This window comes from Nocardioides daejeonensis, assembly GCF_003194585.1.
GTDB lineage: Bacteria > Actinomycetota > Actinomycetes > Propionibacteriales > Nocardioidaceae > Nocardioides > Nocardioides daejeonensis.
This window is the reverse complement of record NZ_QHKZ01000003.1, coordinates 588,599-614,496: the sequence shown is the minus strand read 5'-3', so window position 1 is coordinate 614,496 and position 25,898 is coordinate 588,599. Positions and strand designations below refer to the sequence as shown.

Sequence of the window (25,898 nt, the reverse complement as noted above, 5' to 3'; positions counted from 1 at the left end):
TTGGCGAAGGAGATCTAGATGGAGCTCTATACCCCCGTCCTGGCGCTCGCGGTCCTGGCCGCCGGATTCGCGATCTTCTCGATCGTGATGAGCGTGCTGGTCGGACCCAAGCGCTACAACCGGGCGCGACTCGACGCCTACGAGTGCGGGATCGAGCCGACGCCGCAGGCCATCGGGGGTGGCCGCTTCCCGGTGAAGTACTACATCACCGCGATGCTCTTCATCGTCTTCGACATCGAGATCATCTTCCTCTACCCGTGGGCGGTGCGCTTCGACGCGCTCGGCTTCTTCGGTCTCGCGGAGATGGTCATCTTCATCGCCACGGTCTTCGTCGCCTACGCCTACGTGTGGCGACGCGGCGGCCTGGATTGGGAATGAGAGGGGTTCACTGATGGGACTCGAGGAGAAGCTCCCCTCCGGAGTGCTGCTGACCACTGTCGAGGGCGTCGCCGGCTACATGCGCAAGGCGTCCTTCTGGCCGGCCACCTTCGGTCTCGCCTGCTGCGCCATCGAGATGATGACGACCGGCGGCCCGAAGTACGACCTCTCCCGCTTCGGCATGGAGGTCTTCCGCGCCAGCCCGCGTCAGGCCGACCTGATGATCGTCGCTGGCCGGGTGAGCCAGAAGATGGCGCCGGTGCTGCGCCAGATCTACGACCAGATGGCTGAGCCCAAGTGGGTGCTGGCGATGGGCGTCTGCGCCAGCTCCGGCGGCATGTTCAACAACTACGCGATCGTGCAGGGCGTCGACCATGTCGTGCCGGTCGACATGTACCTGCCCGGCTGCCCGCCGCGCCCGGAGATGCTGATCGACGCGATCCTCAAGCTGCACGACCAGGTGCAGCACACCAAGCTGGGCAAGAACCGCCGCGACCAGATCCTCGAGTTGGAGAGCGCTGGACTCAACGCGCTGCCGACCTCCGAGCAGAAGGGGATGCTGCGATGAGCCCGGGTCTCGACAGGCTCGACCACCGATCTGGGGTGCGACAGGCTCGCCCGCCGGTGGAGGCACCGTGGGGCTCGTCGCGAGAGGAGAACCGATGACCGAGGAGCCGCAGAACAAGGAGCTCGCCGAGGCCGGCGGCCCGGCTGCGGTCGAGAGCATCGGTCAGCGCGCCGGGATGTTCGGCGTGAAGGGGAGTGGCGACACCAGCGGCTTCGGCGGCCTCGTGCAGCCGACCCTCTATCCCGGCCCCGCGCAGCGTCCCTTCGGCCCTTCGACGAGTTCAGGAGAGTCGGGCTGGTTCGACATCGTGGCCGACGGCCTGGACGGGCTGATCGAGAGAGTGGTGATCCACCGCGGCGAGATCACCTTCCACGTGCACCGTGACCACCTGGTCGAGGCGATGCAGCGCCTCCGTGACGAGCCGAGCCTTCGCTTCGAGTTCTCCGCAGGCGTCAGTGGCGTGCACTACCCCGACGACACGGGCCGCGAGCTGCACGCTGTCTACAGCCTGGTGTCTATGACCTGGAACCGGCGGATCCGGGTCGAGGTGAGCTGCCCCGACAGCGACCCGCACCTGCCGAGCACCGTGGCCCTCTATCCCACCCACGACTGGCACGAGCGAGAGGTCTGGGACTTCTTCGGGGTGATCTTCGACGGCCATCCCGCGCTCGTGCGCATCCAGATGCCCGACGACTGGCCGGGGCATCCGCAGCGCAAGGACTACCCCCTGGGCGGCATCCCGGTGGAATACAAGGGCGCCACCGTGCCGCCGCCGGACCAGCGGAGGAGCTACAACTGATGGACGTTTCGACGAGCTCAACGCGAGCGACAGGCTCAACCGACGGCACCGAGACGACCGACGCCTACGCGGGCACCTCGGAGACCACCTCCGGGCGCGTCTACACCGTCACCGGTCAGGACTGGGACACCCTGGTGGAGGGCGTCGGCGAGCACGCCGACGAGCGGATCGTCGTCAACATGGGTCCGCAGCATCCGTCCACGCACGGTGTCCTCCGGCTCATCCTCGAGCTCGAGGGAGAGACGGTGACCGAGGCGCGCTGCGGGATCGGCTACCTGCACACCGGCATCGAGAAGAACATGGAGTTCCGCACCTGGACCCAGGGCGTGACCTTCTGCACCCGGATGGACTACCTGTCGCCGTTCTACAACGAGGCGACCTACGTGCTGGGTGTCGAGCGGCTGCTCGACATCGAGGACGACATCCCGGAGAAGGCACAGGTCATGCGGGTGCTCCTGATGGAGCTCAACCGCATCTCCAGCCACCTGGTCGCGATCGCCACCGGCGGCATGGAGATCGGTGCTCTCACCGTGATGACCGTCGGCTTCCGTGAGCGTGAGCTGGTGCTCGACCTCTTCGAGCTGATCACCGGGCTGCGGATGAACCACGCGTTCTTCCGCCCTGGCGGCGTGGCCCAGGACCTGCCGGCCGGTGCGCTCGACGAGATCCGCGACTTCGTGAAGCTCATGAAGAAGCGGCTCCCGGAGTACGCCGACCTCTGCAACGCCAACCCGATCTTCAAGGCCCGCCTCGAGGGCGTCGGCTACCTGGATCTGGCCGGCTGCCTCTCGCTGGGTCTCTCCGGCCCGGTGCTCCGGTCGACCGGGTACGCGTGGGACCTGCGCAAGACCCAGCCGTACTGCGGGTACGAGGACTACGAGTTCGACGTGCAGACCTGGGACACCTCCGACTCCTACGGCCGGTTCCGGATCCGGCTCAACGAGATGTGGGAGTCGCTGCGGATCGTCGAACAGGCCGTCGATCGACTGGCCGGCCTCGAAGGTGCGCCGGTCATGGTGGCCGACAAGAAGATCGCCTGGCCCAGCCAGCTGGCCATCGGCTCCGACGGCATGGGCAACAGCCTCGACCACATCAAGCACATCATGGGCGAGTCGATGGAGGCCCTGATCCACCACTTCAAGCTGGTGACCGAGGGCTTCCGGGTGCCGCCGGGCCAGGCCTATGTGCCGGTGGAGTCGCCCCGCGGGGAGCTCGGAGCCCACGTCGTCTCCGACGGCGGCACCCGGCCCTTCCGGGTGCACTTCCGAGACCCGTCCTTCACGAACCTTCAGGCGACCAGCGTGATGAGCGAGGGCGGCATGGTGGCTGACGTCATTGTCGCCATCGCCTCCATCGACCCGGTGATGGGAGGCGTCGACCGATGAGGTCTCGACAGGCTCGACCACCGATGGCGCGCGAGGAGAAGGGTGGGCACCGATGAGCGAGGCACTGGACAGCAAGGCGATCGAGGAGCTGCGGCAGATCGCGGGCCGCTATCCGCAGGCACGTTCCGGGCTGCTGCCGATGCTGCATCTGGTGCAGAGCGTCCAGGGGCGGATCACTCCTGAGGGCATCGAGACGTGCGCGGAGATCCTCGGGATCAGTGCCGCCGAGGTCTCCGGCGTGGCGACCTTCTACACGATGTACAAGCGGCGCCCGGTCGGTGACTACCACGTCGGCGTCTGTACCAACACGCTCTGCGCGGTGATGGGCGGCGACGCGATCTTCGAGCGGCTCAAGGATCACCTGGGCGTCGGCAACGACGAGGTGGCCGATGAGCGTGCCGGTGACAAGGCGACGGTCTCGTTGGAGCACGTCGAGTGCAACGCCGCCTGCGACTTCGCGCCGGTCGTGATGGTCAACTGGGAGTTCATGGACAACCAGACGCCGGAGTCCGCGACCCAGCTGGTCGACGATCTGCGAGCAGGCACCCCGGTGCAGTCCACCCGCGGCCCGAGACTCTGCACCTGGCGGGAGGCGGAGCGCGTGCTGGCCGGCTTCGAGGACGGCCTGGCCGACGAGGGCCCGGCAGCAGGACCGGCCTCGCTGGTCGGGTTGGAGATTGCCCGCGAGCAGGGCTGGACGGCGCCGGCCACGGCACCGGGAAAGGGTGAGTGAGATGGTCTCGACAAGCTCGACCGACGGCGGCGCAGCTCCCAGCACCCTGACCCCCGTCCTCACCGACAACTGGGACGCGGAGCGCTCCTGGACGCTGGCGGCGTACGAGGCCGGCGGCGGGTACGCAGCGCTGCGCAAGGCCCTCTCGACGCTGCAGCCCGACGAGATCATCACGATGGTCAAGGACTCCGGTCTTCGTGGCCGCGGCGGTGCCGGCTTCCCGACGGGCATGAAGTGGAGCTTCATCCCGCAGGACAACCCGAACCCGAAGTACCTCGTCGTCAACGCCGACGAGTCCGAGCCGGGCACCTGCAAAGACATCCCGCTGATGATGGCCAGCCCCCACACGCTGGTCGAGGGCGTCATCCTCAGCTCCTACGCGATCCGCGCCAACCACGCCTTCATCTACGTACGTGGCGAGGTGTTGCACGTGGTGCGGCGCTTGCGGGCCGCCGTACGGGAGGCGTACGACGCTGGGCACCTCGGCAAGGACATTCACGGATCCGGCTACGACCTCGACCTGGTGATCCACGCCGGTGCTGGTGCCTACATCTGCGGCGAGGAGACCGCCCTCCTCGACTCGCTGGAGGGGCGTCGCGGCCAACCGCGGTTGCGTCCGCCGTTCCCCGCGGTCGCGGGTCTCTATGCCAGCCCGACGGTGATCAACAACGTTGAGTCGATCAGCTCGGTGCCGAGCATCGTCGCCAACGGCGCCGACTGGTTCGCCTCGATGGGCACCGAGAAGTCCAAGGGCTACGTGATCTACAGCCTCTCGGGCCACGTGAAGCGGCCCGGCCAGTACGAGGCGCCGCTCGGCATCACCCTGCGCGAGCTGCTTGACCTTGGCGGCGGGATGCGCGACGGCCACGAGCTGAAGTTCTGGACCCCCGGTGGCTCGAGCACACCGCTGCTCACCCCCGAGCACCTCGACATGCCGCTCGACTATGAGTCGGTCGGTGCCGCGGGCTCGATGCTCGGCACCCGGGCGCTGCAGATCTTCGACGAGACCACCTGCGTAGTGCGCGCGGTGCTGCGCTGGCTCGAGTTCTACAAGCACGAGTCCTGTGGCAAGTGCACGCCGTGCCGTGAGGGCACCTGGTGGCTGGTGCAGAACCTGGCGAAGCTTGAGAAGGGTGAGTTCCGTCGTGATGAGGGCGAGCAGATCCTCGACCTGCTCCTCGACCAGTGCGACAACATCCTGGGTCGTGCGTTCTGTGCACTCGGCGACGGCGCCACCAGCCCGGTCACGTCGTCGGTGCAGTACTTCCGCGATGAGTATCTGGCCCACCTCGACGGTGGTGGCTGTCCGTTCGATCCGGCTGCCTCCACGGCATGGGCCGTGCGGGAAGGAGTCAAGCAATGAGTGAGCCGGTTGCCACCGTCACCCTCACCATCGACGGCGTCGAGGTGACGGTGCCCAGGGACACGCTGGTGATCCGGGCCGCCGAGCAGATCGGCATCCAGATCCCGCGCTTCTGCGACCACCCGCTGCTGGCCCCGGCCGGGGCCTGCCGCCAGTGCCTGGTCGAGGTTGCCCTGCCGGGCCCCGACGGGAGCCTGCGGCAGATGCAGGGGCCACCCGGTCGGATGAAGCCACAGGCCTCCTGCACCCTCGTCGCCTCGCAGGGGATGGTGGTCAACACACAGCTCACCTCCGCGGCCGCCGACAAGGCCCAGCACGGAGTCATGGAGCTGCTGCTGATCAACCATCCGCTCGACTGCCCGGTCTGCGACAAGGGTGGCGAGTGCCCCTTGCAGAACCAGGCGATGAGCAACGGCCAGGGCGAGTCGCGGTTCCACGAGACCGGCGGCATCAAGCGCACCTTCCCCAAGCCGATCAACATCTCCGAGCAGATCCTGCTCGACCGAGAGCGGTGCATCGTGTGCCAGCGTTGCACTCGCTTCGCGGCCGAGATCCCCGGCGACACCTTCATCTCGTTGCTGGAGCGTGGTGCGCAGCAGCAGATCGGCATCGCCCCGGCCGCCGACGGCGAGCACGGTCCGGGCGACCTGTCGGTCAACGGCGAGCCGTTCGCGTCGTACTTCTCCGGCAACACGATCCAGATCTGTCCGGTGGGCGCGCTCACCAGCGCCGAGTACCGGTTCCGCTCCCGCCCCTTCGACCTGGTCTCGACGCCGGGCGTCGCCGAGCACGACGCGTGCGGCTCCGCGATCCGGATCGACCACCGTCGCGGCAAGGTGATGCGCCGTCTCTCCGGGAACGACCCCGAAGTCAACGAGGAGTGGATCACCGACAAGGACCGTTTCGCCTTCCACTACGCGCGTACGCCGGACCGTCTCAAGCACCCGCTGGTACGCGACGCCGCGACAGGTGAGCTGCGGGCCGCCTCCTGGCCGGAGGCCTTCGCCGTCGCCGCCCGCGGACTGGCCGCAGCCAAGGCCGCCGGCGGTGTCGGCGTGCTCACCGGCGGGCGTCTCATCGCCGAGGACGCCTACGCCTACAGCAAGTTCGCTCGGACGGTGCTCGACACCAACGACATCGACTTCCGCGCTCGCCCGCACTCGGCCGAGGAGGCGGAGTTCCTGGCGAGCGAGGTCGTGCTCACCATGCCGGTGACGTACGCCGACCTGGAGAAGGCGGCGACCGTCGTACTCGTGGGCCTCGAGCCCGAGGACGAGGCAGGCGCGATCTTCCTGCGGCTGCGCAAGGCGACGCGAGCCGGCCGCACCAAGGTCGTGGCGATCGCGCCGTTCACCTCACGCGGGCTCGCGAAGCTCGACGCCACGGTCCTCCTCACCGCCCCCGGTGAGGAGGCCGCCGCCCTGGCTGCGCTCGCCGAGCGCGCCGGTGTCACCGTCGACGCCGACACGGTGGTGCTGGCCGGGGAGCGTCTGGCCACCTCGACCGGTGCGCTGACGGCCGCCGCCGATCTCGCCCGGAGCACCGGTGCGCGGCTCGCCTGGGTGCCACGGCGCGCCGGCGACCGGGGTGCCGTGGAGACCGGCTGCCTGCCCAACCTGCTGCCCGGTGGACGTCCCGTGGGGGACGCCGCCGCCCGGGTCGATGTGGCCACCGCCTGGGGCATCGACGCGGTGCCCGGCGCACCCGGCCGCGACGGCGACGCGATCCTTGCCGCGGCCGCCTCGGGCGAGCTCGGCGGCCTGGTCGTGGCCGGGGTCGGCCTGGAGGACCTCGCAGACCCGACGGTAGCCCGGGCGGCGATCGATGCTGCCGGCTTCGTGGTGGCGCTCGAGCTGTGCGCCACCGACGTCACCCGGGCTGCGGACGTCGTCTTCCCGGTGGCTCCGGTCACCGACAAGCCCGGCATGTTCGTCACCTGGGAGGGCCGGCCGCGCACTTTCGAGGCGGTGTTCGACGTGCCCGGATCGCTCCCCGACCTGCGTGCGCTGGCCGGCATCGCCGACGAGCTCGGCAGGCCGCTCGGCTTCCGCACGGTCACCGAGGCGCGCGCCGAGATGATGCAGGTGGGGCCCTGGGACGGTGCCCGCGCAGCGGCCGGCACGGCGCCTCCCGCCAAGCCGCGGCGCCTGGCCGCCAACCGGTTCTGGTTGGCGCACTGGAAGCTGATGCTCGACAACGGTGTGATGCAGGTCGGCGACAAGGCCCTGGCCGCGACCGCCCGCGCCGCTGTCGTGCGCGTCTCGGCCTCCACGGCCGCCGCGTTGCACGGCGCCTCCGCGGTGACCCTGACCGGTGACCGCGGTGAGATCACGCTCCCGGTGGAGGTCGCCGACGTACCGGACGACACCGTGTGGATGCCCAGCAACAGCCACGGGAGCGGGGTGCTGGCCGGACTGGCCTCGCCCGGCTCCTCCGTCACCGTGAAGGGTGCGTGAGCGGCATGACCGTGATGGCTGCGGACAGCCTGGCCGCGTTCGGCAACGACCCCGTCTGGCTCAGCTTCGTCAAGGCTGGCCTGATCTTCGTGGTGCTCGTGCTGCTGACCCTCTTCAACATCTGGTTCGAGCGCCGGGTCGTGGCGCGGATGCAGCACCGCGTCGGCCCGAACGTGCATGGGCCCTTCGGTCTCCTCCAGTCGCTGGCCGACGGCGTGAAGCTCGCGCTCAAGGAGGACCTGATCCCGAAGAACGCCGACAAGATCGTCTTCATCCTGGCGCCGGTGTTGGCGACCATCCCGGCCTTCGTCACCTTCGCGGTGATCCCCTTCGGTCCCGAGGTGAATCTCTTCGGCGAGCACACGCCGTTGCAGCTGACCGACATGCCCGTCGCGGTGCTTTTCGTGATGGCGATCGCCTCGATCGGGATCTACGGCATCGTGCTCGGCGGCTGGTCCTCCGGATCGACCTACTCCCTGCTCGGCGGGTTGCGATCGAGCGCGCAGATGATCTCCTACGAGGTTGCGATGGGTCTCGCCCTGGTCGCGGTCTTCCTCTACGCCGGGTCGATGTCGACCTCGGAGATCGTGGCAGCACAGGACGACGTCTGGTTCGCGTTCGTGCTGGTGCCGTCCTTCGTGATCTACGTGATCGCGATGGTCGGCGAGACCAACCGGGCGCCCTTCGACCTCCCCGAGGCCGAAGGCGAGCTGGTGGGCGGCTTCCACACCGAGTACTCCTCGCTGAAGTTCGCCCTCTTCTTCCTCGCCGAGTACATCAACATGGCGACCGTCTCCGCGCTGGCGACGACGCTCTTCCTCGGTGGCTGGCACGCGCCGTGGCCGATCTCCCAGCTCTGGGACGGCGCCAACGCGGGCTACTGGCCGCTGATCTGGTTCTTCGGGAAGATGTATCTCTTCATCTTCATGTTCATCTGGCTGCGCGGGTCGCTCCCTCGACTGCGCTACGACCAGTTCATGGCCTTCGGGTGGAAGCGCCTCATCCCCATTGCGTTGGTATGGATCGTCGCCGTGGCCACCATCCGAGCCGCTACCAACGACGACGGCCTCAACCGTGAGCAGCTGCTCACGGTGGTCGGTGTGCTCGCCGCCGTCTGCCTGGTGCTCTTCCTGATCCCGGAGCGCAAGAAGCCTGTCGTCGACGAGGTCGACGACGCCGACACGGCGGCGGGGGCCTTCCCGGTGCCGCCGATGCCGGCCGGGGGTGCCGTCCGCGGTGCCGCCGCCCCGCTCACCTTCCGTGAGGAGAAGTGATGGCCGACCAGCCGAGTCTCAAGGAACAGTTCTGGGACCCGATCGCCGGGTTCGGGGTCACCTTCCGGACGATGTTCCGCAAGGTGGTCACCGAGCAGTACCCCTTCGAGAAGCTGCCGACAGCGCCGCGGTTCCACGGTCGACACCAGCTCAACCGCTGGCCCGACGGCCTGGAGAAGTGTGTGGGCTGCGAGCTCTGTGCCTGGGCCTGCCCGGCCGACGCGATCTATGTCGAGGGCGCCTCCAACAGCGATGCGCCCGACGCCGAGGGGAACTCGCAGCGGTTCAGCCCCGGTGAGCGCTACGGCCGCGTCTACCAGATCAACTACCTGCGCTGCATCCTGTGCGGACTCTGCATCGAGGCCTGCCCCACCCGGGCGCTCACGATGACCAACGAGTACGAGCTCGCCGACTCCTCGCGCGAGTCGCTGATCTACGAGAAGTCCGACCTGCTCGCACCGTTGCTGCCCGGGATGGAGCAGCCGCCGCACGCGATGCTCCTGGGCGACGACGAGGGCGACTACTACCGGGGCACTCACCGGCAGCCCGAGAGCGAGGTGACCTCGTGACGGCCTTCTGGATCCTTGCGCCGATCATGGTCCTCGCGGCCCTCGGCATCCTCTTCGTGCGCAAGGCGGTGCATGCGGCGTTGCTCCTCGCCGTCGTGATGGTGTCGCTCGCCGTGCTGTATGCCGGTCTCGACGCCCCGTTCCTCTTCGCGGTGCAGATCATCGTCTACACCGGCGCGATCCTGATGCTCTTCCTCTTCGTGCTGATGCTGGTCGGGGTCGACGCCTCCGACTCGGTGGTCGAGACGATCAAGGGCCAGCGCTTCCTGGCTGCCGTCCTCGGCGTGCTCATGGTCGTCACCTTGGTGGTCGGTCTGTCGCAGGTCAGCTTCGGCACCGTGGTCGGTCTGGACTCGGCCAACGAGGGCGGCAACGTGGAGGCGCTGGCGGACCTGCTCTTCAGCAAGTACGTCTTCGCCTTCGAGGTCACCTCCGCCCTGCTCATCACCGCCGCCCTCGGCGCGATGCTGCTGGCCCACCGCGAGCGGGTCACGCCCAAGGCCGGCCAGCGAGAGCAGGCCGAGCAGCGGATGCGCGACTACGCGGCCAGCGGGAAGCACCCGGGGCCGCTCCCGGCGCCCGGTGTCTACGCGCGGCACAACGCGGTCGACACGCCTGCGCTGCTCCCCGACGGCTCGCCCTCGGAGGCGTCCATCTCGCGGGTGCTGGCCGCCCGGGGTGCGGTCCGCACCGCGCGCGCCGACCAGGTCGACGAGGTGGTGCGCCAGCTGGCAGCACCGGGCGCGCAGACCGAGGTGGTCGACGTACCGGACCTGGAAGGGGACGAAGTGACCAGCGCCAGCGACGTGGCCGTGGGGAAGAGCGACGCCTCGGAGCCCGGAAGCGACTCCACGTCGGGAGAGGGGGACCGGGCCTGATGGAGACCGAGCCCTACATCCTGCTCTCCGCCATCCTGTTCACGATCGGCGCGGTCGGGGTCCTGGTACGCCGCAACGCGATCGTGGTGTTCATGTGCGTCGAGCTGATGCTCAACGCGTCCAACCTGGCGCTCGTGACGTTCGCCAAGGCCAACGGCAACCTCGAGGGGCAGGTGGCGGCCTTCTTCGTGATGGTCGTCGCCGCTGCGGAGGTCGTGGTCGGCCTGGCGATCATCATGACCATCTTCCGCACCCGCCGCTCGGCCTCGGTCGACGACGCCAGTCTGTTGAGGTTCTGAGGTGACCGAGTTGCATCCCGCTGTCACGACGCTGATCACCTCCGCGCACGGCGAGACCGTGGTCCCGTCGGTCGCCGAGGGCATCTACTCCCTCGGCTGGCTGATCATCGCGCTGCCGCTTGCCGGCGCTGCCCTCCTGCTCGTCGGGGGCCGCCGTACCGACCGGTGGGGCCACCTGCTCGGCACCGCCACCGCGGTCGGCTCCTTCGTCATCGGCCTGGTGATGTTCATCAGCCTGCTGGGCGAGGACGAGGGGGCGCGCAGCCAGACCCAGCATCTGTGGACCTGGTTCGCCACCGACTCGCTCGACGTCGGCTTCGACCTGCTCTACGACCCGCTGTCGTCACTCTTCGTGCTGCTGATCACCGGCGTGGGCTCGCTGATCCACATCTACTCGATCGGCTACATGGCGCACGACGAGCGCCGTCGCCGTTTCTTCGCCTACCTGAACCTCTTCATCGCGGCGATGCTGATGCTGGTGCTGGCCGGCAACTACCTCGGCATCTTCCTGGGCTGGGAGGGCGTGGGCCTCGCCTCGTACCTGCTCATCGGCTTCTGGCAGCACAAGCCGTCCGCCGCTGCCGCGGCCAAGAAGGCGTTCGTGATGAACCGGGTCGGCGACGTCGGCATGTCGTTGGCGATCTACCTGATGGTGGTCACCTTCGGGAGCACCGCCTTCACGGTGATCTCTGCCAACAACCACGGCGCCAGCGAGGCCACGATGAACGCGATCGGGCTGCTGCTCCTGCTCGGTGCCTGCGGAAAGAGTGCCCAGGTGCCGCTGCAGGGTTGGTTGCTGGACGCGATGGAGGGCCCTACTCCGGTCTCCGCCCTCATCCACGCCGCCACGATGGTGACCGCCGGGGTCTACCTGATCATCCGGTCCAACTTCATCTTCGAGAACGCGCCGGTCGCACAGACCGTGGTGGTCATCGTCGCCGTTGTCACGCTGTTGTGGGGCGCGGTCATCGGTTGCGCCAAGGACGACATCAAGAAGGCCCTGGCCGGCTCGACCATGAGCCAGATCGGCTACATGATGCTGGGCGCCGGCCTCGGCGTCGCCGGCTACGCGTTTGCGATCTTCCACCTGATCACGCACGGCTTCTTCAAGGCCAACATGTTCCTGGGGGCCGGGTCGGTGATGCACGGCATGGACGACGACGTGAACATGCGCCACTACGGCGCACTCAACAAGGTCATGCCGATCACCTTCCTCACCTTCGCGATGGGCTACCTCGCCATCATCGGCTTCCCCGGCTTCTCGGGGTTCTGGTCGAAGGACAAGCTGATCGAGACCGCGTTCGTCGAGAACACCTGGGTCGGCCTGGCCGCACTCCTCGGAGCCGGCATCACCGCGTTCTACATGACGCGGCTGATGCTGATGACCTTCTTCACCCAGAAGCGGTGGAAGGATCCCGAGACCGGCCACGAGCCGCATCCGCACGAGTCGCCCGCCGTGATGACGGTGCCGTTGATCGTGCTGGGTGCGCTCTCGGTCGTCGGTGGCATCATGCTCGCCGGCAACTGGATCGTCGACTTCCTCGCACCCGTCGTCGGCCACGCGGAGCACCACGAGCCGCCGATTCCCGCCCTGGCCCTGACCGCGATCATCGTCGCCGTGGTGGCCGTCGGCGTGGCGATCGCCTGGTTCACCGTCGGCAGGCAGGAGGTCCCGCGGGTCGCCCCGCAGGATGTCTCTCCGCTGACCAAGGCGGCCCGTGCCGACCTCTACGGCGACGCGATCAACGACACGCTGGTGGTCGCCCCGACGATGTCGCTGGCGCGTACCCTCGACTCCCTCGACCGGCACGTCATCGACGGCGCGGTCGAAGGTCAGGGCAACGCGACCAGCGGCCTGGCTGAGCTCCTGCGCAAGACGCAGAACGGCTACGTCCGGTCCTATGCCCTGTCCGTGCTGGCGGGCGCAGTGATCCTCGCCCTGGCTCTCCTGGCGGTGAACTGGTGATGAGTGACTTTCCCTGGCTGACCACGCTCGGCCTGCTGCCACTGGTCGGCGCGGTGGTGACGGCGTACCTGCCCTCCGAGCCGGGTGCCGCCCTGCCGAAGCAGCTGGCGCTGGTCTTCTCCGTGCTCACCCTCGCCATCACCGTCGGGCTCGCGTTCGACTACGACGCGGGTGCGGGCATGCAGTACACGGAGTCGCACACCTGGATCGAGGCGTTCGGGGCGCACTATGCGCTCGGGCTCGATGGTCTGGCGCTCACCCTGGTGCTGCTCACGGCGCTGCTCGTTCCGGTCGTCGTCCTGGCCTCGTGGCACGACGCCGACGATCGCAACACCTCGGCGTTCTTCGCGTGGATCCTCGCCCTCGAGGGCCTGGCGATGTTCGTCTTCCTCGCGCAGGACGTCTTCCTCTTCTACATGGCCTTCGAGGCGACGCTGATCCCGGCGTACTTCCTGATCGGCTCCTTCGGGCACGGCGCGGAGCGCGCGCATGCTGCCATGAAGTTCCTGCTCTACATGCTGGCCGGCGGTCTGATCATGCTGGCATCGGTGGTGGGGCTCTATGCCGTCTCCGCAGCGAACGGCAACCCGACCTACCTCATCTCCGAGCTGGCCGCGATGGGCTTCGACAAGGAGACGGGCCGCTGGCTGTTCCTCGGTTTCTTCATCGCCTTCGCGATCAAGGCACCGCTCTTCCCGGTGCACACGTGGCTGCCGGACACCACGGCCAACGCCACCCCGGGTACGTCGGTGCTGCTGATCTGCGTGCTCGACAAGATCGGCACCTACGGGATGCTGCGCTTCTGCTTGGAGCTCTTCCCAGAGGCGTCGAAGTGGGCGACCCCGGCAGTCATCGTCATCGCGGTCATCTCGATCATCTACGGCGCCCTGCTGGCGATCGTCCAGGACGACATGCTCAAGCTCATCGGTCTGACCTCGCTGTCGCACTTCGGCCTGATCACCCTGGGCATCTTCGTGATGAACAGCAACGGCATCTCGGGCGCCATCTTCTACATGTTCAACCACGGCCTGGCGACCGCGGTGATGTTCCTGGTCGCCGGCTACCTGATGCGACGCAGCGGCTCGCAGCTGATCCCCGACCACGGTGGCGTGGAGAAGAAGGCGCCGCTCCTGGCCGGCCTCTTCCTGGTGGGCGGCCTCGGCACCTTGGGCCTGCCCGGCCTCTCGCCGTTCGTCTCAGAGTTCCTGGTGCTGCTGGGCGGCTTCGACTACCACTGGGTCGTGGGTGCCTTCTCGGTGACCGCGATCGTGCTGGCCGCGATCTACGTGCTGCGGATGTACCAGCGCCTGATGACCGGGCCGGCGTACGCCGGGGAGCTGAGCGACCTGCGACCGCGCGAGGTGCTGGCGGTCGCGCCGCTGGTGCTGGCCATGGTCGGCTTCGGCTTCTATCCGCAGCCGGTGATGGACATCGTCAACCCGGCGGTCGAGACGGTGATGGTCGCGATCGACCAGCAGGACGATCCCCCGACGGTGCCTCTGGACTGGGCCGAGCATGCCGAGCACGGTGACGGACACGGTGGTGCCGACGAGGGACATGCCGACGACGAGCAGGGTGGTGACCACCAGTGAAGGACTTCGTGAAGCCCGTCATCGACTACGCCGAGCTGTGGCCGCTCTTCGCGGTCTTCGGCGTCGCGTGCATCGGGGTGGCCGTCGAGGCGTTCGCTCCGCGCCGGGTGCGCTACCCGGTGCAGCTGGTGCTGGCCCTGGCGGGTTCGATCGCTGCTCTGGTCGGCGTCGTGCTGATCGGCCGCGACCTCAGCTCCGGCGGCTCGGTGAAGGGCGAGGTCGTCATGATGGGCGCGCTCGCCGTCGACGGGCCGACGCTCTTCGGCTGGGGACTGCTCTTGGTGGTCGCCATCGCAGGTGCGCTGCTCTTCGGTGAGCGGCGCCTCGAAGGCGGGGTCAGCGCGTTCGCCGGCCAGGCCGCCGCGCTGCCCGGCGCTGAGCCGGAGCGCGACGCCGACGCCGTGCGTCTCGACCACACCGAGGTCTTCCCCCTGCTCATGTTCGCCGTCGGCGGCATGATGGTCTTCGCGGCCGCCAACGACCTCCTGACCTTCTTCGTCGGCCTCGAAGTGCTGTCGCTGCCGCTCTACCTGCTCACTGGTCTGGCGCGTCGCCGTCGGCTGCTGAGCCAGGAGGCGGCGCTCAAGTACTTCCTGCTCGGCGCCTTCTCCTCCGGGTTCGTGATCTACGGCATCGCCTTGATCTACGGCTACGCCGGCACGATGTCGTTCGCCGGGATCCACGAGGCGATCAGCAACAACCTGGGCAACCGGACGATGCTGCTGATCGGCCTCGCGATGGTGCTGGTCGGCCTGCTCTTCAAGGTCGGCGCCGCGCCGTTCCAGGCCTGGACCCCCGACGTCTACCAGGGCGCGCCCACCCAGGTCACCGCCTTCATGGGGGCCGCGACCAAGGTCGCGGCGTTCTTCGCGATGATGCGCTTCCTCTACGTGGCGTTCGGCTCCGAGCGGTGGAGCTGGGTGCCGGTGCTCTCGGTGATCGCGGTGCTCACGATGGTGATCGGCGCGATCCTGGCCGTCGCCCAGACCGACGTGAAGCGGATGCTCGCCTACTCCTCGATCACGCACACCGGCTTCCTGATCACCGGCCTCGTCGGTGCTCGGTCGGCGGGCCTGCTGACCGACAACGAGATCACCTCCACCCAGTCGGTGCTCTTCTATCTCGTCACCTACTCCTTCATGACGCTGGGAGCCTTCGCCGTGGTCTCGCTGGTGCGCGACGCCTCCGGGGAGACCACCGACTTCTCACGGTGGGCCGGACTCGGCAAGGAGTCTCCGCTGGTGGCGGGCGTCTTCGCGCTCTTCCTCCTCGGCTTCGCCGGGATCCCGCTGACGGCCGGATTCGCCGGGAAGTGGGCAGTCTTCGCCTCGGCGATGTCCGCGGGCCTCTGGCAGGTCGTGATCGCCGCGGTGCTGACGTCGGCACTCGCCGTCTTCTTCTACGTCCGGCTGATCGTGGTCATGTACTTCCACGAGCCCGAGGGTGAGGGGCCGTCGGTCGCGTTGCCGAGCGTGATGACCGCGGTGACGATCGCCGCCGCCGCGGTGGTGACCGTCGCGCTGGGCATTCTGCCCGGCCCGGTGCTCGATCTTGCGGCGCATGCGGGAGACTTCATCAGGTGAGCCCCAGCAACTCCGCCCCCGCCCTCGCCCTGCCGATCACCGACGAGGCGCTCGCTGAGCGCCTGCGCCGCCGGATGGCGGTCGTCGAGGAAGCCTTGGCCGGACACGCCCGGAGCGAGGCGGACTTCGTCACCGAGGCGGCCCAGCACCTCATGGAGGCTGGCGGCAAGCGCTTCCGGCCGCTCCTGGTGCTCCTGGCTGCCGAGGCAGGGGACCGAGCGGACTCGGACGAGGTCATCACCGCGGCCTGCGTCGTCGAGCTCACCCACCTGGCGTCGCTCTACCACGACGACGTGATGGACGAGGCGGAACTGCGTCGTGGCGCCGACTCGGCCAACGCCCGCTGGGACAACCACGTCGCGATCCTCACCGGCGACTGGCTGTTCTCGAAGTCCTCGGAGCTGACCGCCGACCTCGGTGCCGACGCCGTGCGGATCCAGGCCCAGACCTTCACCCGGCTGGTCGAGGGCCAGATCCTGGAGACGGTGAAGCCGGGCCCGGGGGTCTCGGCGCTCGACCACTACCTGCGGGTGGTGGCCGGCAAGACCGGCTCCCTGATCGCCACCTCCGCGCTCTACGGTGCCCGATTCGGCGGCGCCAGCAACGAGGTCGAAGAGGCGCTCGCCGCCTACGGCGAGATGGTCGGCTCCGCCTTCCAGCTCTCCGACGACATCCTCGACGTCGCCTCCGAGACCGACGAGTCCGGGAAGACCCCCGGCACCGACCTGCGTGAGGGTGTGATGACCCTCCCGGTGCTGATGGCTCTCGAGTCCGAGGACCCGGCCGACGCACGTCTCCACGAACTGCTGCGCGGTGACCTCACCGACGACGCCCTCCTCGCCGAGACCCTCACCCTCCTCCGCGCCCACTCGGCGATGGACGAGGCCCGCCGCTACGTCATCGCCCGTGCCGGCGAGGCGAAGGCGCGGCTCGCCGTACTCCCCGACGGCCCCGTGCGCTCGGCCCTCGAGGCCTTCGCCGACGCCGTCGCCATCCGCTCCGCCTGAGCTGGTGTGGATTCCCCGCCCGGGCGGGGAACTTGTCGCTTGTATGCCGTAGCTACGCACACCAAGCAACAGTTTTGGGCACACAGTGTGACGGTTGTGACTCGCGTCTGACGCAAGGTCGCTGCGTGGCTCGTCTGGCGCGTGGCGTGGTGCGTCAGTCGCCCGTGTCGGCGCTGGCGTCACCCTCGGCGTCGAGGACCTTCTTGGCCAAGCCGAAGAGGGTGCCTGCGCGGAAGGCGAGGTCGGCCGCCTCCTGGATGTGCGCTTGGCACTGTGCCAGGCGCTCCGGAGTGAGCTCCGGGTACTTCTCGGGGTCGACGGAGGCGTCGAGGCTCTCGCTGAGCTCGTCGAGGACCTCGGGAAGCAGGTGACCGGCGACGTTGAGATGACCGAGCAGGGCACGCAAGGTCACCGGTGAGGTGGCGTCGGCGCTGATCTGCTTCATGGCGCGGATGGACTCGTAGAGCAGTTCCGCGTCCTGGACGACGTTGAGCTGTTCCATCTCGTTGGGCATGTGTCCTCCGCGCCGTTGGGCTGTTGAACTCACGATCGGGACTTCGCTCAGCATAGGCGCGTAGCAGCGTCCTGGGGGAGAGGTTGCGCCATCGCGGGACCGTTGCCGATTTTAACTAATATCGTTAGGCTGAACTTCGACCTATCCCAGGAGGAGTTGTGGCTGTGCAGGGTGTTGATCAAGAGGGCTTCGAGAGCGTCTATCGACGCCATGTCGACAACGTGGTCGCCGGCAACATGCGCGATGTGCTCGCCGATATGGCCCCTGGCTCCGTGCCCTCCGTCTTCGAGGGGGTGCGGACTCCCCAGGGGCCGGTGCGCTCCGCGGACGTCCTGGCGGCACGGGTCGACGGCCAACGGGCGGTCGGTGAGGCCGTCTACCGGCTCGAGGACGAGGTTGTGGGGCTGCGCTCCGGCTGGGTGTACGACGGCAGCCGGTGGGTCGCGGACCAGCTGGAGAACTTCGACGCGGAGGCGTGATGGCGCGCCCTGCTCAGTCGTCGACCACCCTGCCGCTGCCCTGTGGCCCGGCGTCCGATGAGGTCGATCGACCCTATTGGGACGGGTTGCGGGCGGGTCGCCTCCTGCTCCCGCGATGCTCCGACTGCGGTGCCTGGCGTGAGCCCGGCCGGATCCTCTGTGACGGATGTTGGTCCTTCGCGGTCGACTGGGCCGAGGTGCGAGCCGCCGGCCGGATCTTCACGTGGATCCGCAGCCGTCGCGACTTCATGGACGATCTCGACGTGCTGGCGCCGTACGAGACCGTCGTGGTGGCACTCGACGACGTGCCGGTGCGGCTGCTCGGGCTACTGAGTGACGACGCCGCACTGGAGCCGGAGATCGGGCAGGCGGTGGCCGGTTGGATCGACGAACCGGCCAATGCTGCTTGGCCGGTGCTGCGTTGGACGAGGGAGGGCGACCGATGAGTGCGTTGCGTGGAGCAACGGCCGTTGTCGGGGTCGCTGAGTTCCACTACCCCCGCGGTACGGCGCCCGTCGGCGAGCGAGCGATGGTCCTGCGCGCGATCCTCGAGGCGTGTGCCGACGCGGGAATCTCGCCGCGCGAGGTGGACGGATTCTGCTCCTATGCAGGTGGCGACAACAGCGGCCCGGTGCTCGCCTCGGAGCTCGGCATCGACGAGTTGCGATGGTCGAGCATGGTCTGGGGCGGCGGGGGCGGCGGTGCTGCAGCCGCCATCAACGCTGCGGCGGCCGCGATCGTCTCCGGCCAGGCTGAGTGTGTGGTGGCCTTCCGGGGCATGTCCCAGGCCGACTCGGGTCGCCTCGGCTATGCGAAGTACTACTTCGACAACCACTACCTGCCGCATGGCGCAGCCACCCCTGCGCACGTGTGCGCGCTGCGGACCCAGCGCCTGCTCGAGCACGATGGCGTGCCCGCCAGCGCGATGCGCAACCTGGTGCTGGCGGCGTATGCGCATGCCCAGCAGAACCCGTCGGCCGCTGCCTACGGCAAGCCGCTGGACGAGGCCGGCTATCTGGCCGGCGCGCCGATCGTGGAGCCCTTCCGGCTCTACGACTGCTCCCGCGAGAACGACGGCGCGGTCGCGCTGCTCCTGGTCTCCGCCGAGCGCGCGAAGCGACTCGGAACGCGGGCGGCGCACGTGCTTGCCGGCGTGCAGGGCGCGCCCGGTGGCTATTCGGCGCGCAACGACAGCGAGGACGCCTCGATCTACACCTCGGCCGGCTTCGGCCCAGGGCCGCGGACGGCCGGCGTCGCGGCGCGTCTGTGGAAGCAGGCCGGCGTCGCACCCAGCGAGGTGGATGTCGTGCAGGTGTACGAGAACTTCAGCGGCCCCGCCGTCGCCTCACTGATCGACCACGGCCTCTGTCCGCCGGGACCGGGCGCGGGGGAGTTCATGACCGTGGAGAACCTGACCGCACCGGCGGGCCGGCTTCCGGTCAACACGGCTGGCGGCAACGTCGCCGACTCCTTCGTCAACGGTATGGGGCTCGCGGTCGAGGCGGTCCGCCAGATCCGCGGGGAGTCGGTCAACCAGGTCACCGGTGCCGAGACGTCCCTGTTCATCGGCGGTCCGATGGCGCCGCTGGTGAGCTCCGTGCTCTTCGGCAGCGCGAGCACTCTCTGATGACGAAGCAGGACCCGAAACCGCCCCAGGAGAAGCACATGAGCGAGCAGATCGAGCGTCCCGAGGTGTACGTCGACGGCACCTGGCGCCGCCCGGCCACGGGTGGGAGCGCCGCGATGGTCGAGGCCGCCACCGGCCGCCCCTTCGGACGCGTGGGGCTCGGCGGTGTGGAGGAGATCGATGCCGCGGTGGCTGCGGCCCGTGCGGCGCTGTCCGGACCGTGGGCGGCGTACTCCCCCGAGGAACGGGCGGCGTCGATTGAGGCGTTCGCTGCAGAGCTGAAGCGGCGTGCCCGTGACACCGCGACCCTGGTGACCAGGGAGAACGGAATGCCGATCAGCCTCTCCGGCATCGTCAACGGGTTGGCGCCGTATGCGATCACCCGCTACTACGCGAGCCTTGCCGCTGGCCTGGGGGAGAGCGACGTGCGCCCCAGCCCGACCGGTGGCCGGACCATCGTGACTCGACAGCCGGTCGGCGTGGTCGCTGCGATCACCCCGTGGAACTACCCCCAGGCCTTGGCGATCATGAAGGTGGCGCCCGCGCTTGCGGCCGGATGTGCAGTGGTGCTGAAGCCGCCTCCGGAAGCTGCGCTCGACGGCCTGGTGCTCGCCGATGCAGCGGCCGCCGCCGGCCTGCCGCCAGGTGTGCTCAACGTGGTCCCCGGGGGCCGCGAGGCTGGAGCGCATCTGGTGGCGCACCCTGGCGTCGACAAGGTTGCCTTCACTGGCTCCACCGGAGCCGGCCGGGCGATCGGGGCGACGACCGGCGACCTGTTGCGTCCTACCACCCTTGAGCTCGGCGGCAAGTCGGTCTCCCTCGTTGCACCAGACGCCGACCTCGACCTCGTTGCCGCCAAGCTCTGGGAGGTCTCGTTGCCCAACAACGGCCAGACCTGCCACGCCGCCACGCGCATCCTCGCGCCGCGAGGACGCTACGACGAGGTGGTCGAGGCCGTCACGGAGACGGTCGGCGGCCTGCGCGTCGGCGATCCACTCGATCCAGGCACTCAGATCGGGCCCGTCGTCTCGTCGCTCCAGCAAGAGCGCGTCCTCGGCTATGTGGAGAAGGGGCGTGGGGAGGGCGCCCGGGTCACCACGGGCGGCGGGCGTCCGGACCGTCCGGGATGGTACGTCGAGCCGACGGTCTTCGCCGACGTCACCAACGACATGGCGGTGGCACGCGAGGAGATCTTCGGACCGGTGCTGTGCGTGATCCCCTACGCCGACGAGGCAGAGGCGATCGCGATCGCGAACGACTCCGACTACGGTCTCGGCGGTGTCGTATGGACCTCCGACGAGGAGCGGGGCATCGCCTTGGCGCAGCAGATCGAGACCGGCACCGTCGGCGTCAACCATTACGAGCTGCACATCAACGCGCCGTTCGGCGGAGTGAAGGCGAGCGGGGTGGGACGGGAGCTGGGTCCGGAAGGGCTGAGCCCGTACCTGCGCACGACCTCGATCTACCTGCCCTGAGCCGGCTAGGCCCCTGGCTGGGGGAGGCGGGTCGAGGGGCCAGGGTCCGCCGGTGCGTGTGCGCCGGCGGACCCTCGGTGTCCGGTGACGTCAGCGCAGCAGGTCCTTCGCGACGATCTCCATCATGATCTCGTTGGTCCCGCCGTAGATCCGCTGCACCCGCGCATCGATGAACGCCCGGGCGACGGGGTACTCGAGCATGTAGCCGTATCCGCCGTGCAGCTGGACGCCGGCGTCGATCACGTCATGCTGCAGCTGGGTCGCCCAGGCCTTGGCCTTGGCGGCATCGATCGCCGAGAGGTCGCCGGCATTGTGCAGGCGGACGCAGCGGTCGATGTAGGCGCGGGAGACCTCGACCGCAGTGCGCAGCTCTGCGAGCTGGTGGGCGGGTCGTTGGAAGTCGGCGATGCGCTTGCCGAAGGCGGTGCGTTCCTTCACGTAGTCGATGGTCCACGTGAGGACGGCCTCGGCGGAGGCCTGCCCGGCGATCGCGATGCCGAGGCGCTCCAGCGGCAGGCTCTGCTTGAGATAGGTGAGGCCTTGCCCGATCTCGCCGAGCACGTCAGCATCGGGCACGAAGACCTGGTCGAAGAAGAGCTCGGCGGTGTCCTGGGCATGCAGGCCCACCTTGTCGAGCTTGCGGCCGCGAGCGAAGCCCTCGGCCCCATCGGGTACGACGAAGAGGCTGAACGACTCGTCGGTGCGGGCGAAGACGATCACCAGGTCGGCCAGGATGCCCGACGTGATGAAGGTCTTCGCGCCCGAGACCCGCCAGCCTCCCTCCACGCGTGTTGCCCGGGTCGTGATGCCACGCAGGTCGGAGCCGGCGCCCGGCTCGGTCATGGCGATGGCGCCGATGGTGGCCCCCGATACGAAGCCCGGCAGCCAACGGGCCGACTGCTCGGCGGTCGCATGTCGGAGCAGGTAGTTGAGGACGATGTCGTCGTTGGTCGAGAAGCCCGACTGCAACGACGAGGCGCCGGCGCGGGCGATCTCGTACTGGAGCACGGCCCGGTACCGGTAGTCGCGCTCGCCGGGGCCGCCGTACTGCTCGGGAACCGCCAGGCCGAGCAGGCCCTGCTTGCCGGCCTCCAGCCAGGTCTCGCGGTCGATCAGCCGCTGCTCGGTCCACCGGTCGAGGTGCGGCTCGACCGAACGAGCCACGAACTCGCGGACCACGGTGCGATAGGCCTCGTGGTCCGGTTCGAAGAGATCGCTCTCCATGTCATCTCCCTTGACGCATAATCTATTGTCAATAGATTATGCGTCACGTGGGTCGCTGGCGCCAAGGGCCGCCCGGGGCGATGTCCTTCGTGTCGCGTGGCTGGTCAGGCGTCGTGGGCGCCGAAGTGCGAGACGCCGAGCAGGTAGCTGCGGATGCCGTTCTCGAAGATCTGCTTCGCGTTGAGCTGGTTCGCCTCGGCGGCCCGGGTCAGGACGGGGTGGTTCTCGGGATCGGCGTGCTCGAAGCGGACCCGTGCGCGTGACGGCGGCCGCATCGCCTCCGCGAGCGTGGCGCCGATGGAGAACTTCTCCAGTCCGTCCAGGATCTGGATCCACTGGTCCTCGGCCACGCCGCAATCCTGGAGGTACTCCGCGGCCTCCTCGTAGAGATCGGTGAGGGCGTCGCGGGGGAGCAACTGGAGCAAGATGGGCGCGGCGCGCCGGTGCTTGAGCACGGCGGTCCGGAAGTTCATGCTCAACTGGGTGAACCAGTCCTGCCAGTCGCCGCTGCGAGGCTTCGGCGGAAGGTGGGTGCCGGCGACGATGGTGCGTGCGACCTCGGCCAGGATCTCGTTCTTGTCGCTGAAGTGGTGGTAGAGCGAGGGTGCTTTGACGTTCAGCTCGCGGGCAAGGCGGGGGAGGCTGAGGGACTCGAGCCCATCCTCGTCGATGATGCGCAGGGCGGCCTGGATCGTCGCCTCCCTGCTGATCAGGGGGGTGCTCGGTCGAGCCATCGACTCCGCTCCTTGGGTGGCGGCTGCGGGGCGCAGGTAGTGAGCGATTGCTAACCGAAAGGTTCTCGGTCTGGGCACAGGTTACCGCGTGCCGTCCTGTGTCGGTGCGGGCCGCAGGGATCGAGGGCAAGAAGATACCTAATGAGGTAAGATTGATTGCCATGTCCGACGATCATGTGCTGAGCCGACCCTGGTCGGAGCGGATCGGTGTGCCCGAGTCCTTCACGGGCCGTGAGGCTCCGGTCGACCAGGAGCTGCTGCCCGGGGGCGCGCACTGGGGGCCGTTGCTGGAGGAGGCACGTCGTTGGCTCGACGCGTTGACGGAGGCCGCTCCGCCCCAGGGGCTCGGCGTCGAGATGCGGACGACCCTGGCCCGGTGGGCGTCCGAGCTCACCGAGCACCGCGTTGCGGAGATCGATCAACCCTGGGGGCATCGCGTCGACCTGGCCGCCCGTGGCCAGGCGCTGGCACCGCACTTCGAGCTGACGCGGCGTGAACCTGACCGGCTCACCGGCACGGTGACCTTCGGCCGCTTCCACCTCGGCGGCCATGGTGCTGTCCACGGTGGCGCGGTCGCGCTCTTCTTCGACGAGGTGCTCGGTCGCTTCAGCGACACTGGCGGACGCCCCGCCGCGCGCACCGTCTCGCTGGATGTCTCCTTCCGATCGATCACGCCCGTGGGACGACGACTCGACGTCCACGTGTGGTTCGACTCCGAACGCGGACGCAAGCGCACGCTGCGTGGTGAGATCCGCGATGGCGACGTGCTGTGTGCGGAGGCGACCGGGCTCTTCATCGCCCTGCTGGCGCACCAGGTCTGAGTCGGCCGCGGGGTGGGAGCCGGGGCGCCAGGCAACGTGCTGACTGACGTGTGCGTGCCCGGAGTACGCCGCTCCACAGACCGGCGCCGTAGGCGAGATCGTGCAGCCGCCGCCCGGCGACCCGCGCGAGGTACGGCGGGTCGCCGGCCTTCGTAGGCACGCAGGCGGCGAGTTCGAGGACGACTGCCGTCGCCGCCGTACGCCGGCCGGCGCGGCTGAGCAGGCCGGCAGCGGCAAGCGGCCACCAGTGACGCAGGGTCAGGTCACGCGCCTGCCCGACCGCTCCGGTGAGGGCGTGCGCCGTGATCCGTGTCGTCTCCCAGGAGCCTTCCCGGCCCGCGGGGAGTGCTGGTCGCACCTTCCGGTAGGTCGCGACGGCAGCGGCGGCCACCAGCGGTGTGGCCAGGCGTGACCGCGCGAGCACCGAGAAGGCGGCAAGGCCTTGGAGACGTGTGAACGCTGCGGGAGCCACGGTGTCGCCGTGACGCTCGGCCAGCGCTGCGCCGCTGCCGCCGTAGGTGAAGACCCGGCCGAGCCAGGTGCGTGCGCTGCCGCGGACGTCGTGCTCGGCGATGACCTCCGGGGCGTAGCGAACCCGGTGCCCGCGCCGCAGCATCCGCCAGACCAGGTCGACGTCCTCGCCTGCGCGCAGCGCAGCATCGAATCCGTCGCCGAGCGTCGCGCGCCTGGCGACCAGGCACGCGCTGGGGAGCCACGCGACCCGCGAGCCGCGGGCCACCGCGGCCGGCTGATCGCCCTGGTCCAGGGAGGAGCGAGCGGCATCGAACCGTTGGAACCAGCGGGCTTGCTGCTCCCGCGCCACTCCGCGGACCCGGGGGCCGACCAGCGCCACCTGTGGATCGGAGAGATGCCGCGTCAGGTCGAGCAGCCGGTCTGCGTCGATGACCACGTCGGAGTCGACGAAGGCCACCAGCGGGGTGTCGATGTGGGCGACACCTGCGTTGCGGGCGCCGCCGGGGCCGAGGTTCTCCGGGAGCGAGAGCAGCCGCGCGCCGTGACGTGCAGTCACCTCGGCGATGCGACCAGGCCTCAGTGACGCGTCGTCGACGACCACGCACGTCAGTGGTGCGAGGGCGCGCAGGCAGCGATCGAGCTGCTCGGGCCGATCCCGCACCGGCACGACGACGGTGAGCTCGGTGGCGTCGTGCCGCGGGAGGCAACCGACCTCGGGGTAGGCCAGGTTAGTGGCCAGCAGGCGGTCCGCGATCGTCGCCGACATCGCGCCTCGCACCTCGATCGGAGGTGCCGCGCCGACCATGCGGGCAGCGGCGGCGCTCAGGCGGAGCGTCGTCAGCGGAGTGCCGCCGACAAGGAGGCTGCCGCCGGCGAGACGCCGGACGTCGGGAGCGACGCGCACCGTGAACCCACGCGGCAGCCTCGCCGGAACCGGGCTCACCGGAAGCCGCCGTCTGCGCGCACCACACCACCGTTGAGGGCGGCACCGCCGAGCGGGGAGCAGCAGTGGGCGATCGAGGCCGCCACCTCCTCGGGTGCGAGCGGGCGGGCGAGGAGCTGGTGCGCGACGAGTTCGTCGGTGGTGACGCCGTACAACTCAGCGGTGCGGTCGAGCATCGCAGTCCGTGTGGAGCCGGGGGAGACGGCGCTGGCGGTGACGCCGGTGCCGGCGAGGTCGGCGGCGAGTCCGCGCACGATGCCGAGGGCGGCGTGCTTGCTGGCGTTGTAGGCGGCCAGATGAAAGAGGCCGGTGTGATCGGCCGCGGAGACGACCGCGACGAATCGGCAGCCGGCCGGGTCGGGTCCGGCGAGCATGGCTGGTACGGCGGCTGCGGCCAGGTGCCAGACGCCGGCCGCATTCACTGACCAGGCCAGCGCCAGGTCGCTCGCCGGTGCGTCCCACAGCGAGGTGCCGCCGGTGAGGATGCCGGCCGCCGCGACGGCGACGTCGAGCCGCCCCCAGGTCTGTATCGCCCGGTCCGTCGCGGCTCGGATCGCGGCTATGTTCCGCACGTCGGCGACGTGCCCGATCACCTGTCCCGGAGCGGAGGAGACGACCGAGGCGAGGTCGGCCTCCGTGCCCTGGGGGTAGGGCGCGTCGGCACCGGCGCACCAGTCGACGGCCAGCACGTGGCAGCCGTCGGCGACCAGGCGGCGTACGGTGGCGGCACCGATGCCGCGGGCCGCACCGGTCACCA

At 69.2% G+C, this 25,898-nt stretch carries 25 protein-coding genes; 20 read left to right on the top strand and 5 right to left on the bottom strand.

Annotation, left to right across the window (positions count from 1 at the left end):
- Nucleotides 1-18 precede the first annotated feature (18 nt).
- The 15 genes from DNK54_RS10965 (at nt 19) to DNK54_RS10895 (ending at nt 16,850) form a co-directional block, all read left to right on the top strand.
- Nucleotides 19-378, top strand: a complete 360-nt coding sequence (locus DNK54_RS10965) for an NADH-quinone oxidoreductase subunit A (RefSeq protein ID WP_110206977.1) — start codon at nt 19-21, stop codon at nt 376-378.
- Between the two features lie 13 nt (nt 379-391).
- Entirely contained in the window at nt 392-946 is a 555-nt protein-coding gene (locus DNK54_RS10960; protein ID WP_110206976.1) for a NuoB/complex I 20 kDa subunit family protein, read from the top strand.
- A gap of 94 nt (nt 947-1,040) precedes the next feature.
- Entirely contained in the window at nt 1,041-1,745 is a 705-nt protein-coding gene (locus tag DNK54_RS10955; protein ID WP_110206975.1) for an NADH-quinone oxidoreductase subunit C, read from the top strand.
- A complete protein-coding gene (locus tag DNK54_RS10950) occupies nt 1,745-3,130 on the top strand; it encodes an NADH-quinone oxidoreductase subunit D (protein ID WP_110206974.1) in 1,386 nt (461 codons plus the stop codon). The genes DNK54_RS10955 and DNK54_RS10950 overlap by 1 nt, the downstream gene beginning before the upstream one ends.
- Before the next feature lie 52 nt (nt 3,131-3,182).
- On the top strand, nt 3,183-3,863 hold the full coding sequence (gene nuoE, locus DNK54_RS10945; RefSeq protein ID WP_110206973.1) for an NADH-quinone oxidoreductase subunit NuoE: 681 nt from the start codon (nt 3,183-3,185) through the stop codon (nt 3,861-3,863).
- Nucleotide 3,864: 1 nt separating this feature from the next.
- Complete coding sequence (gene nuoF / locus DNK54_RS10940; protein WP_110206972.1) at nt 3,865-5,226, top strand: NADH-quinone oxidoreductase subunit NuoF; 1,362 nt, start codon at nt 3,865-3,867, stop codon at nt 5,224-5,226.
- Entirely contained in the window at nt 5,223-7,682 is a 2,460-nt protein-coding gene (locus tag DNK54_RS10935) for an NADH-quinone oxidoreductase subunit G (RefSeq protein ID WP_239460034.1), read from the top strand. The genes nuoF and DNK54_RS10935 overlap by 4 nt, the downstream gene beginning before the upstream one ends.
- Before the next feature lie 5 nt (nt 7,683-7,687).
- A complete protein-coding gene (nuoH, locus tag DNK54_RS10930; protein ID WP_110207071.1) occupies nt 7,688-8,956 on the top strand; it encodes an NADH-quinone oxidoreductase subunit NuoH in 1,269 nt (422 codons plus the stop codon).
- The gene (gene nuoI, locus DNK54_RS10925) at nt 8,956-9,525 is read left to right on the top strand and encodes an NADH-quinone oxidoreductase subunit NuoI (protein ID WP_110206970.1); all 570 of its coding nucleotides are present in this window, start codon (nt 8,956-8,958) and stop codon (nt 9,523-9,525) included. Before nuoH ends, nuoI begins: the two co-directional genes overlap by 1 nt.
- Nucleotides 9,522-10,403, top strand: a complete 882-nt coding sequence (locus DNK54_RS10920; RefSeq protein WP_110206969.1) for an NADH-quinone oxidoreductase subunit J — start codon at nt 9,522-9,524, stop codon at nt 10,401-10,403. Before nuoI ends, DNK54_RS10920 begins: the two co-directional genes overlap by 4 nt.
- Nucleotides 10,403-10,702, top strand: coding sequence for an NADH-quinone oxidoreductase subunit NuoK (gene nuoK, locus DNK54_RS10915; RefSeq protein WP_110206968.1), 300 nt, complete (start codon nt 10,403-10,405; stop codon nt 10,700-10,702). Before DNK54_RS10920 ends, nuoK begins: the two co-directional genes overlap by 1 nt.
- A gap of 82 nt (nt 10,703-10,784) precedes the next feature.
- Nucleotides 10,785-12,668 (top strand): NADH-quinone oxidoreductase subunit L, encoded by a 1,884-nt coding sequence (gene nuoL, locus DNK54_RS10910; RefSeq protein WP_110207070.1) that lies wholly within the window; start codon nt 10,785-10,787, stop codon nt 12,666-12,668.
- A complete protein-coding gene (locus tag DNK54_RS10905; protein WP_110206967.1) occupies nt 12,668-14,260 on the top strand; it encodes an NADH-quinone oxidoreductase subunit M in 1,593 nt (530 codons plus the stop codon). The genes nuoL and DNK54_RS10905 overlap by 1 nt, the downstream gene beginning before the upstream one ends.
- Complete coding sequence (gene nuoN / locus DNK54_RS10900; protein WP_110206966.1) at nt 14,257-15,843, top strand: NADH-quinone oxidoreductase subunit NuoN; 1,587 nt, start codon at nt 14,257-14,259, stop codon at nt 15,841-15,843. The genes DNK54_RS10905 and nuoN overlap by 4 nt, the downstream gene beginning before the upstream one ends.
- Entirely contained in the window at nt 15,840-16,850 is a 1,011-nt protein-coding gene (locus DNK54_RS10895) for a polyprenyl synthetase family protein (protein WP_110206965.1), read from the top strand. Before nuoN ends, DNK54_RS10895 begins: the two co-directional genes overlap by 4 nt.
- A gap of 154 nt (nt 16,851-17,004) precedes the next feature.
- On the opposite strand, the gene DNK54_RS10890 is transcribed toward DNK54_RS10895, so the two are convergent.
- Nucleotides 17,005-17,364: a hypothetical protein gene (locus DNK54_RS10890; protein WP_110206964.1), complete on the bottom strand. Its 360-nt coding sequence runs from the start codon at nt 17,362-17,364 to the stop codon at nt 17,005-17,007.
- A 158-nt stretch (nt 17,365-17,522) separates the two neighbouring features.
- Here DNK54_RS10890 and DNK54_RS10885 point away from each other — a divergent pair, with 158 nt between their 5' ends.
- From DNK54_RS10885 to DNK54_RS10870, 4 genes are read left to right on the top strand one after another with little or no spacing between them, the layout of a single operon-like run.
- A complete protein-coding gene (locus DNK54_RS10885) occupies nt 17,523-17,843 on the top strand; it encodes a hypothetical protein (protein WP_204164518.1) in 321 nt (106 codons plus the stop codon).
- Nucleotides 17,843-18,289, top strand: coding sequence for a Zn-ribbon domain-containing OB-fold protein (locus tag DNK54_RS10880; protein ID WP_110206963.1), 447 nt, complete (start codon nt 17,843-17,845; stop codon nt 18,287-18,289). The genes DNK54_RS10885 and DNK54_RS10880 overlap by 1 nt, the downstream gene beginning before the upstream one ends.
- Nucleotides 18,286-19,470 (top strand): thiolase C-terminal domain-containing protein, encoded by a 1,185-nt coding sequence (locus tag DNK54_RS10875; protein WP_110206962.1) that lies wholly within the window; start codon nt 18,286-18,288, stop codon nt 19,468-19,470. The genes DNK54_RS10880 and DNK54_RS10875 overlap by 4 nt, the downstream gene beginning before the upstream one ends.
- A gap of 38 nt (nt 19,471-19,508) precedes the next feature.
- Entirely contained in the window at nt 19,509-20,945 is a 1,437-nt protein-coding gene (locus DNK54_RS10870) for an aldehyde dehydrogenase (protein WP_110206961.1), read from the top strand.
- Between the two features lie 90 nt (nt 20,946-21,035).
- Here DNK54_RS10870 and DNK54_RS10865 read toward each other — a convergent pair whose 3' ends face one another.
- Nucleotides 21,036-22,169: an acyl-CoA dehydrogenase family protein gene (locus DNK54_RS10865; RefSeq protein WP_110206960.1), complete on the bottom strand. Its 1,134-nt coding sequence runs from the start codon at nt 22,167-22,169 to the stop codon at nt 21,036-21,038.
- A 104-nt stretch (nt 22,170-22,273) separates the two neighbouring features.
- The gene (locus DNK54_RS10860; RefSeq protein ID WP_110206959.1) at nt 22,274-22,903 is read right to left on the bottom strand and encodes a TetR family transcriptional regulator; all 630 of its coding nucleotides are present in this window, start codon (nt 22,901-22,903) and stop codon (nt 22,274-22,276) included.
- 161 nt (nt 22,904-23,064) lie between these two features.
- Here DNK54_RS10860 and DNK54_RS10855 point away from each other — a divergent pair, with 161 nt between their 5' ends.
- Nucleotides 23,065-23,724 carry a hotdog domain-containing protein gene (locus DNK54_RS10855; RefSeq protein ID WP_110206958.1) on the top strand — a complete coding sequence of 220 codons (660 nt, stop codon included), beginning with the start codon at nt 23,065-23,067 and terminating at the stop codon, nt 23,722-23,724.
- Here the strand turns inward: DNK54_RS10855 and mftF are convergent.
- Both mftF and DNK54_RS10845 read right to left on the bottom strand, forming a co-directional pair.
- On the bottom strand, nt 23,696-25,102 hold the full coding sequence (gene mftF, locus DNK54_RS10850) for a mycofactocin biosynthesis glycosyltransferase MftF (protein ID WP_239460033.1): 1,407 nt from the start codon (nt 25,100-25,102) through the stop codon (nt 23,696-23,698). The two genes, DNK54_RS10855 and mftF, sit on opposite strands and share 29 nt — an antisense overlap.
- A gap of 35 nt (nt 25,103-25,137) precedes the next feature.
- Nucleotides 25,138-25,896, bottom strand: coding sequence for a mycofactocin-coupled SDR family oxidoreductase (locus DNK54_RS10845; protein ID WP_239460032.1), 759 nt, complete (start codon nt 25,894-25,896; stop codon nt 25,138-25,140).
- Nucleotides 25,897-25,898: the final 2 nt, after the last annotated feature.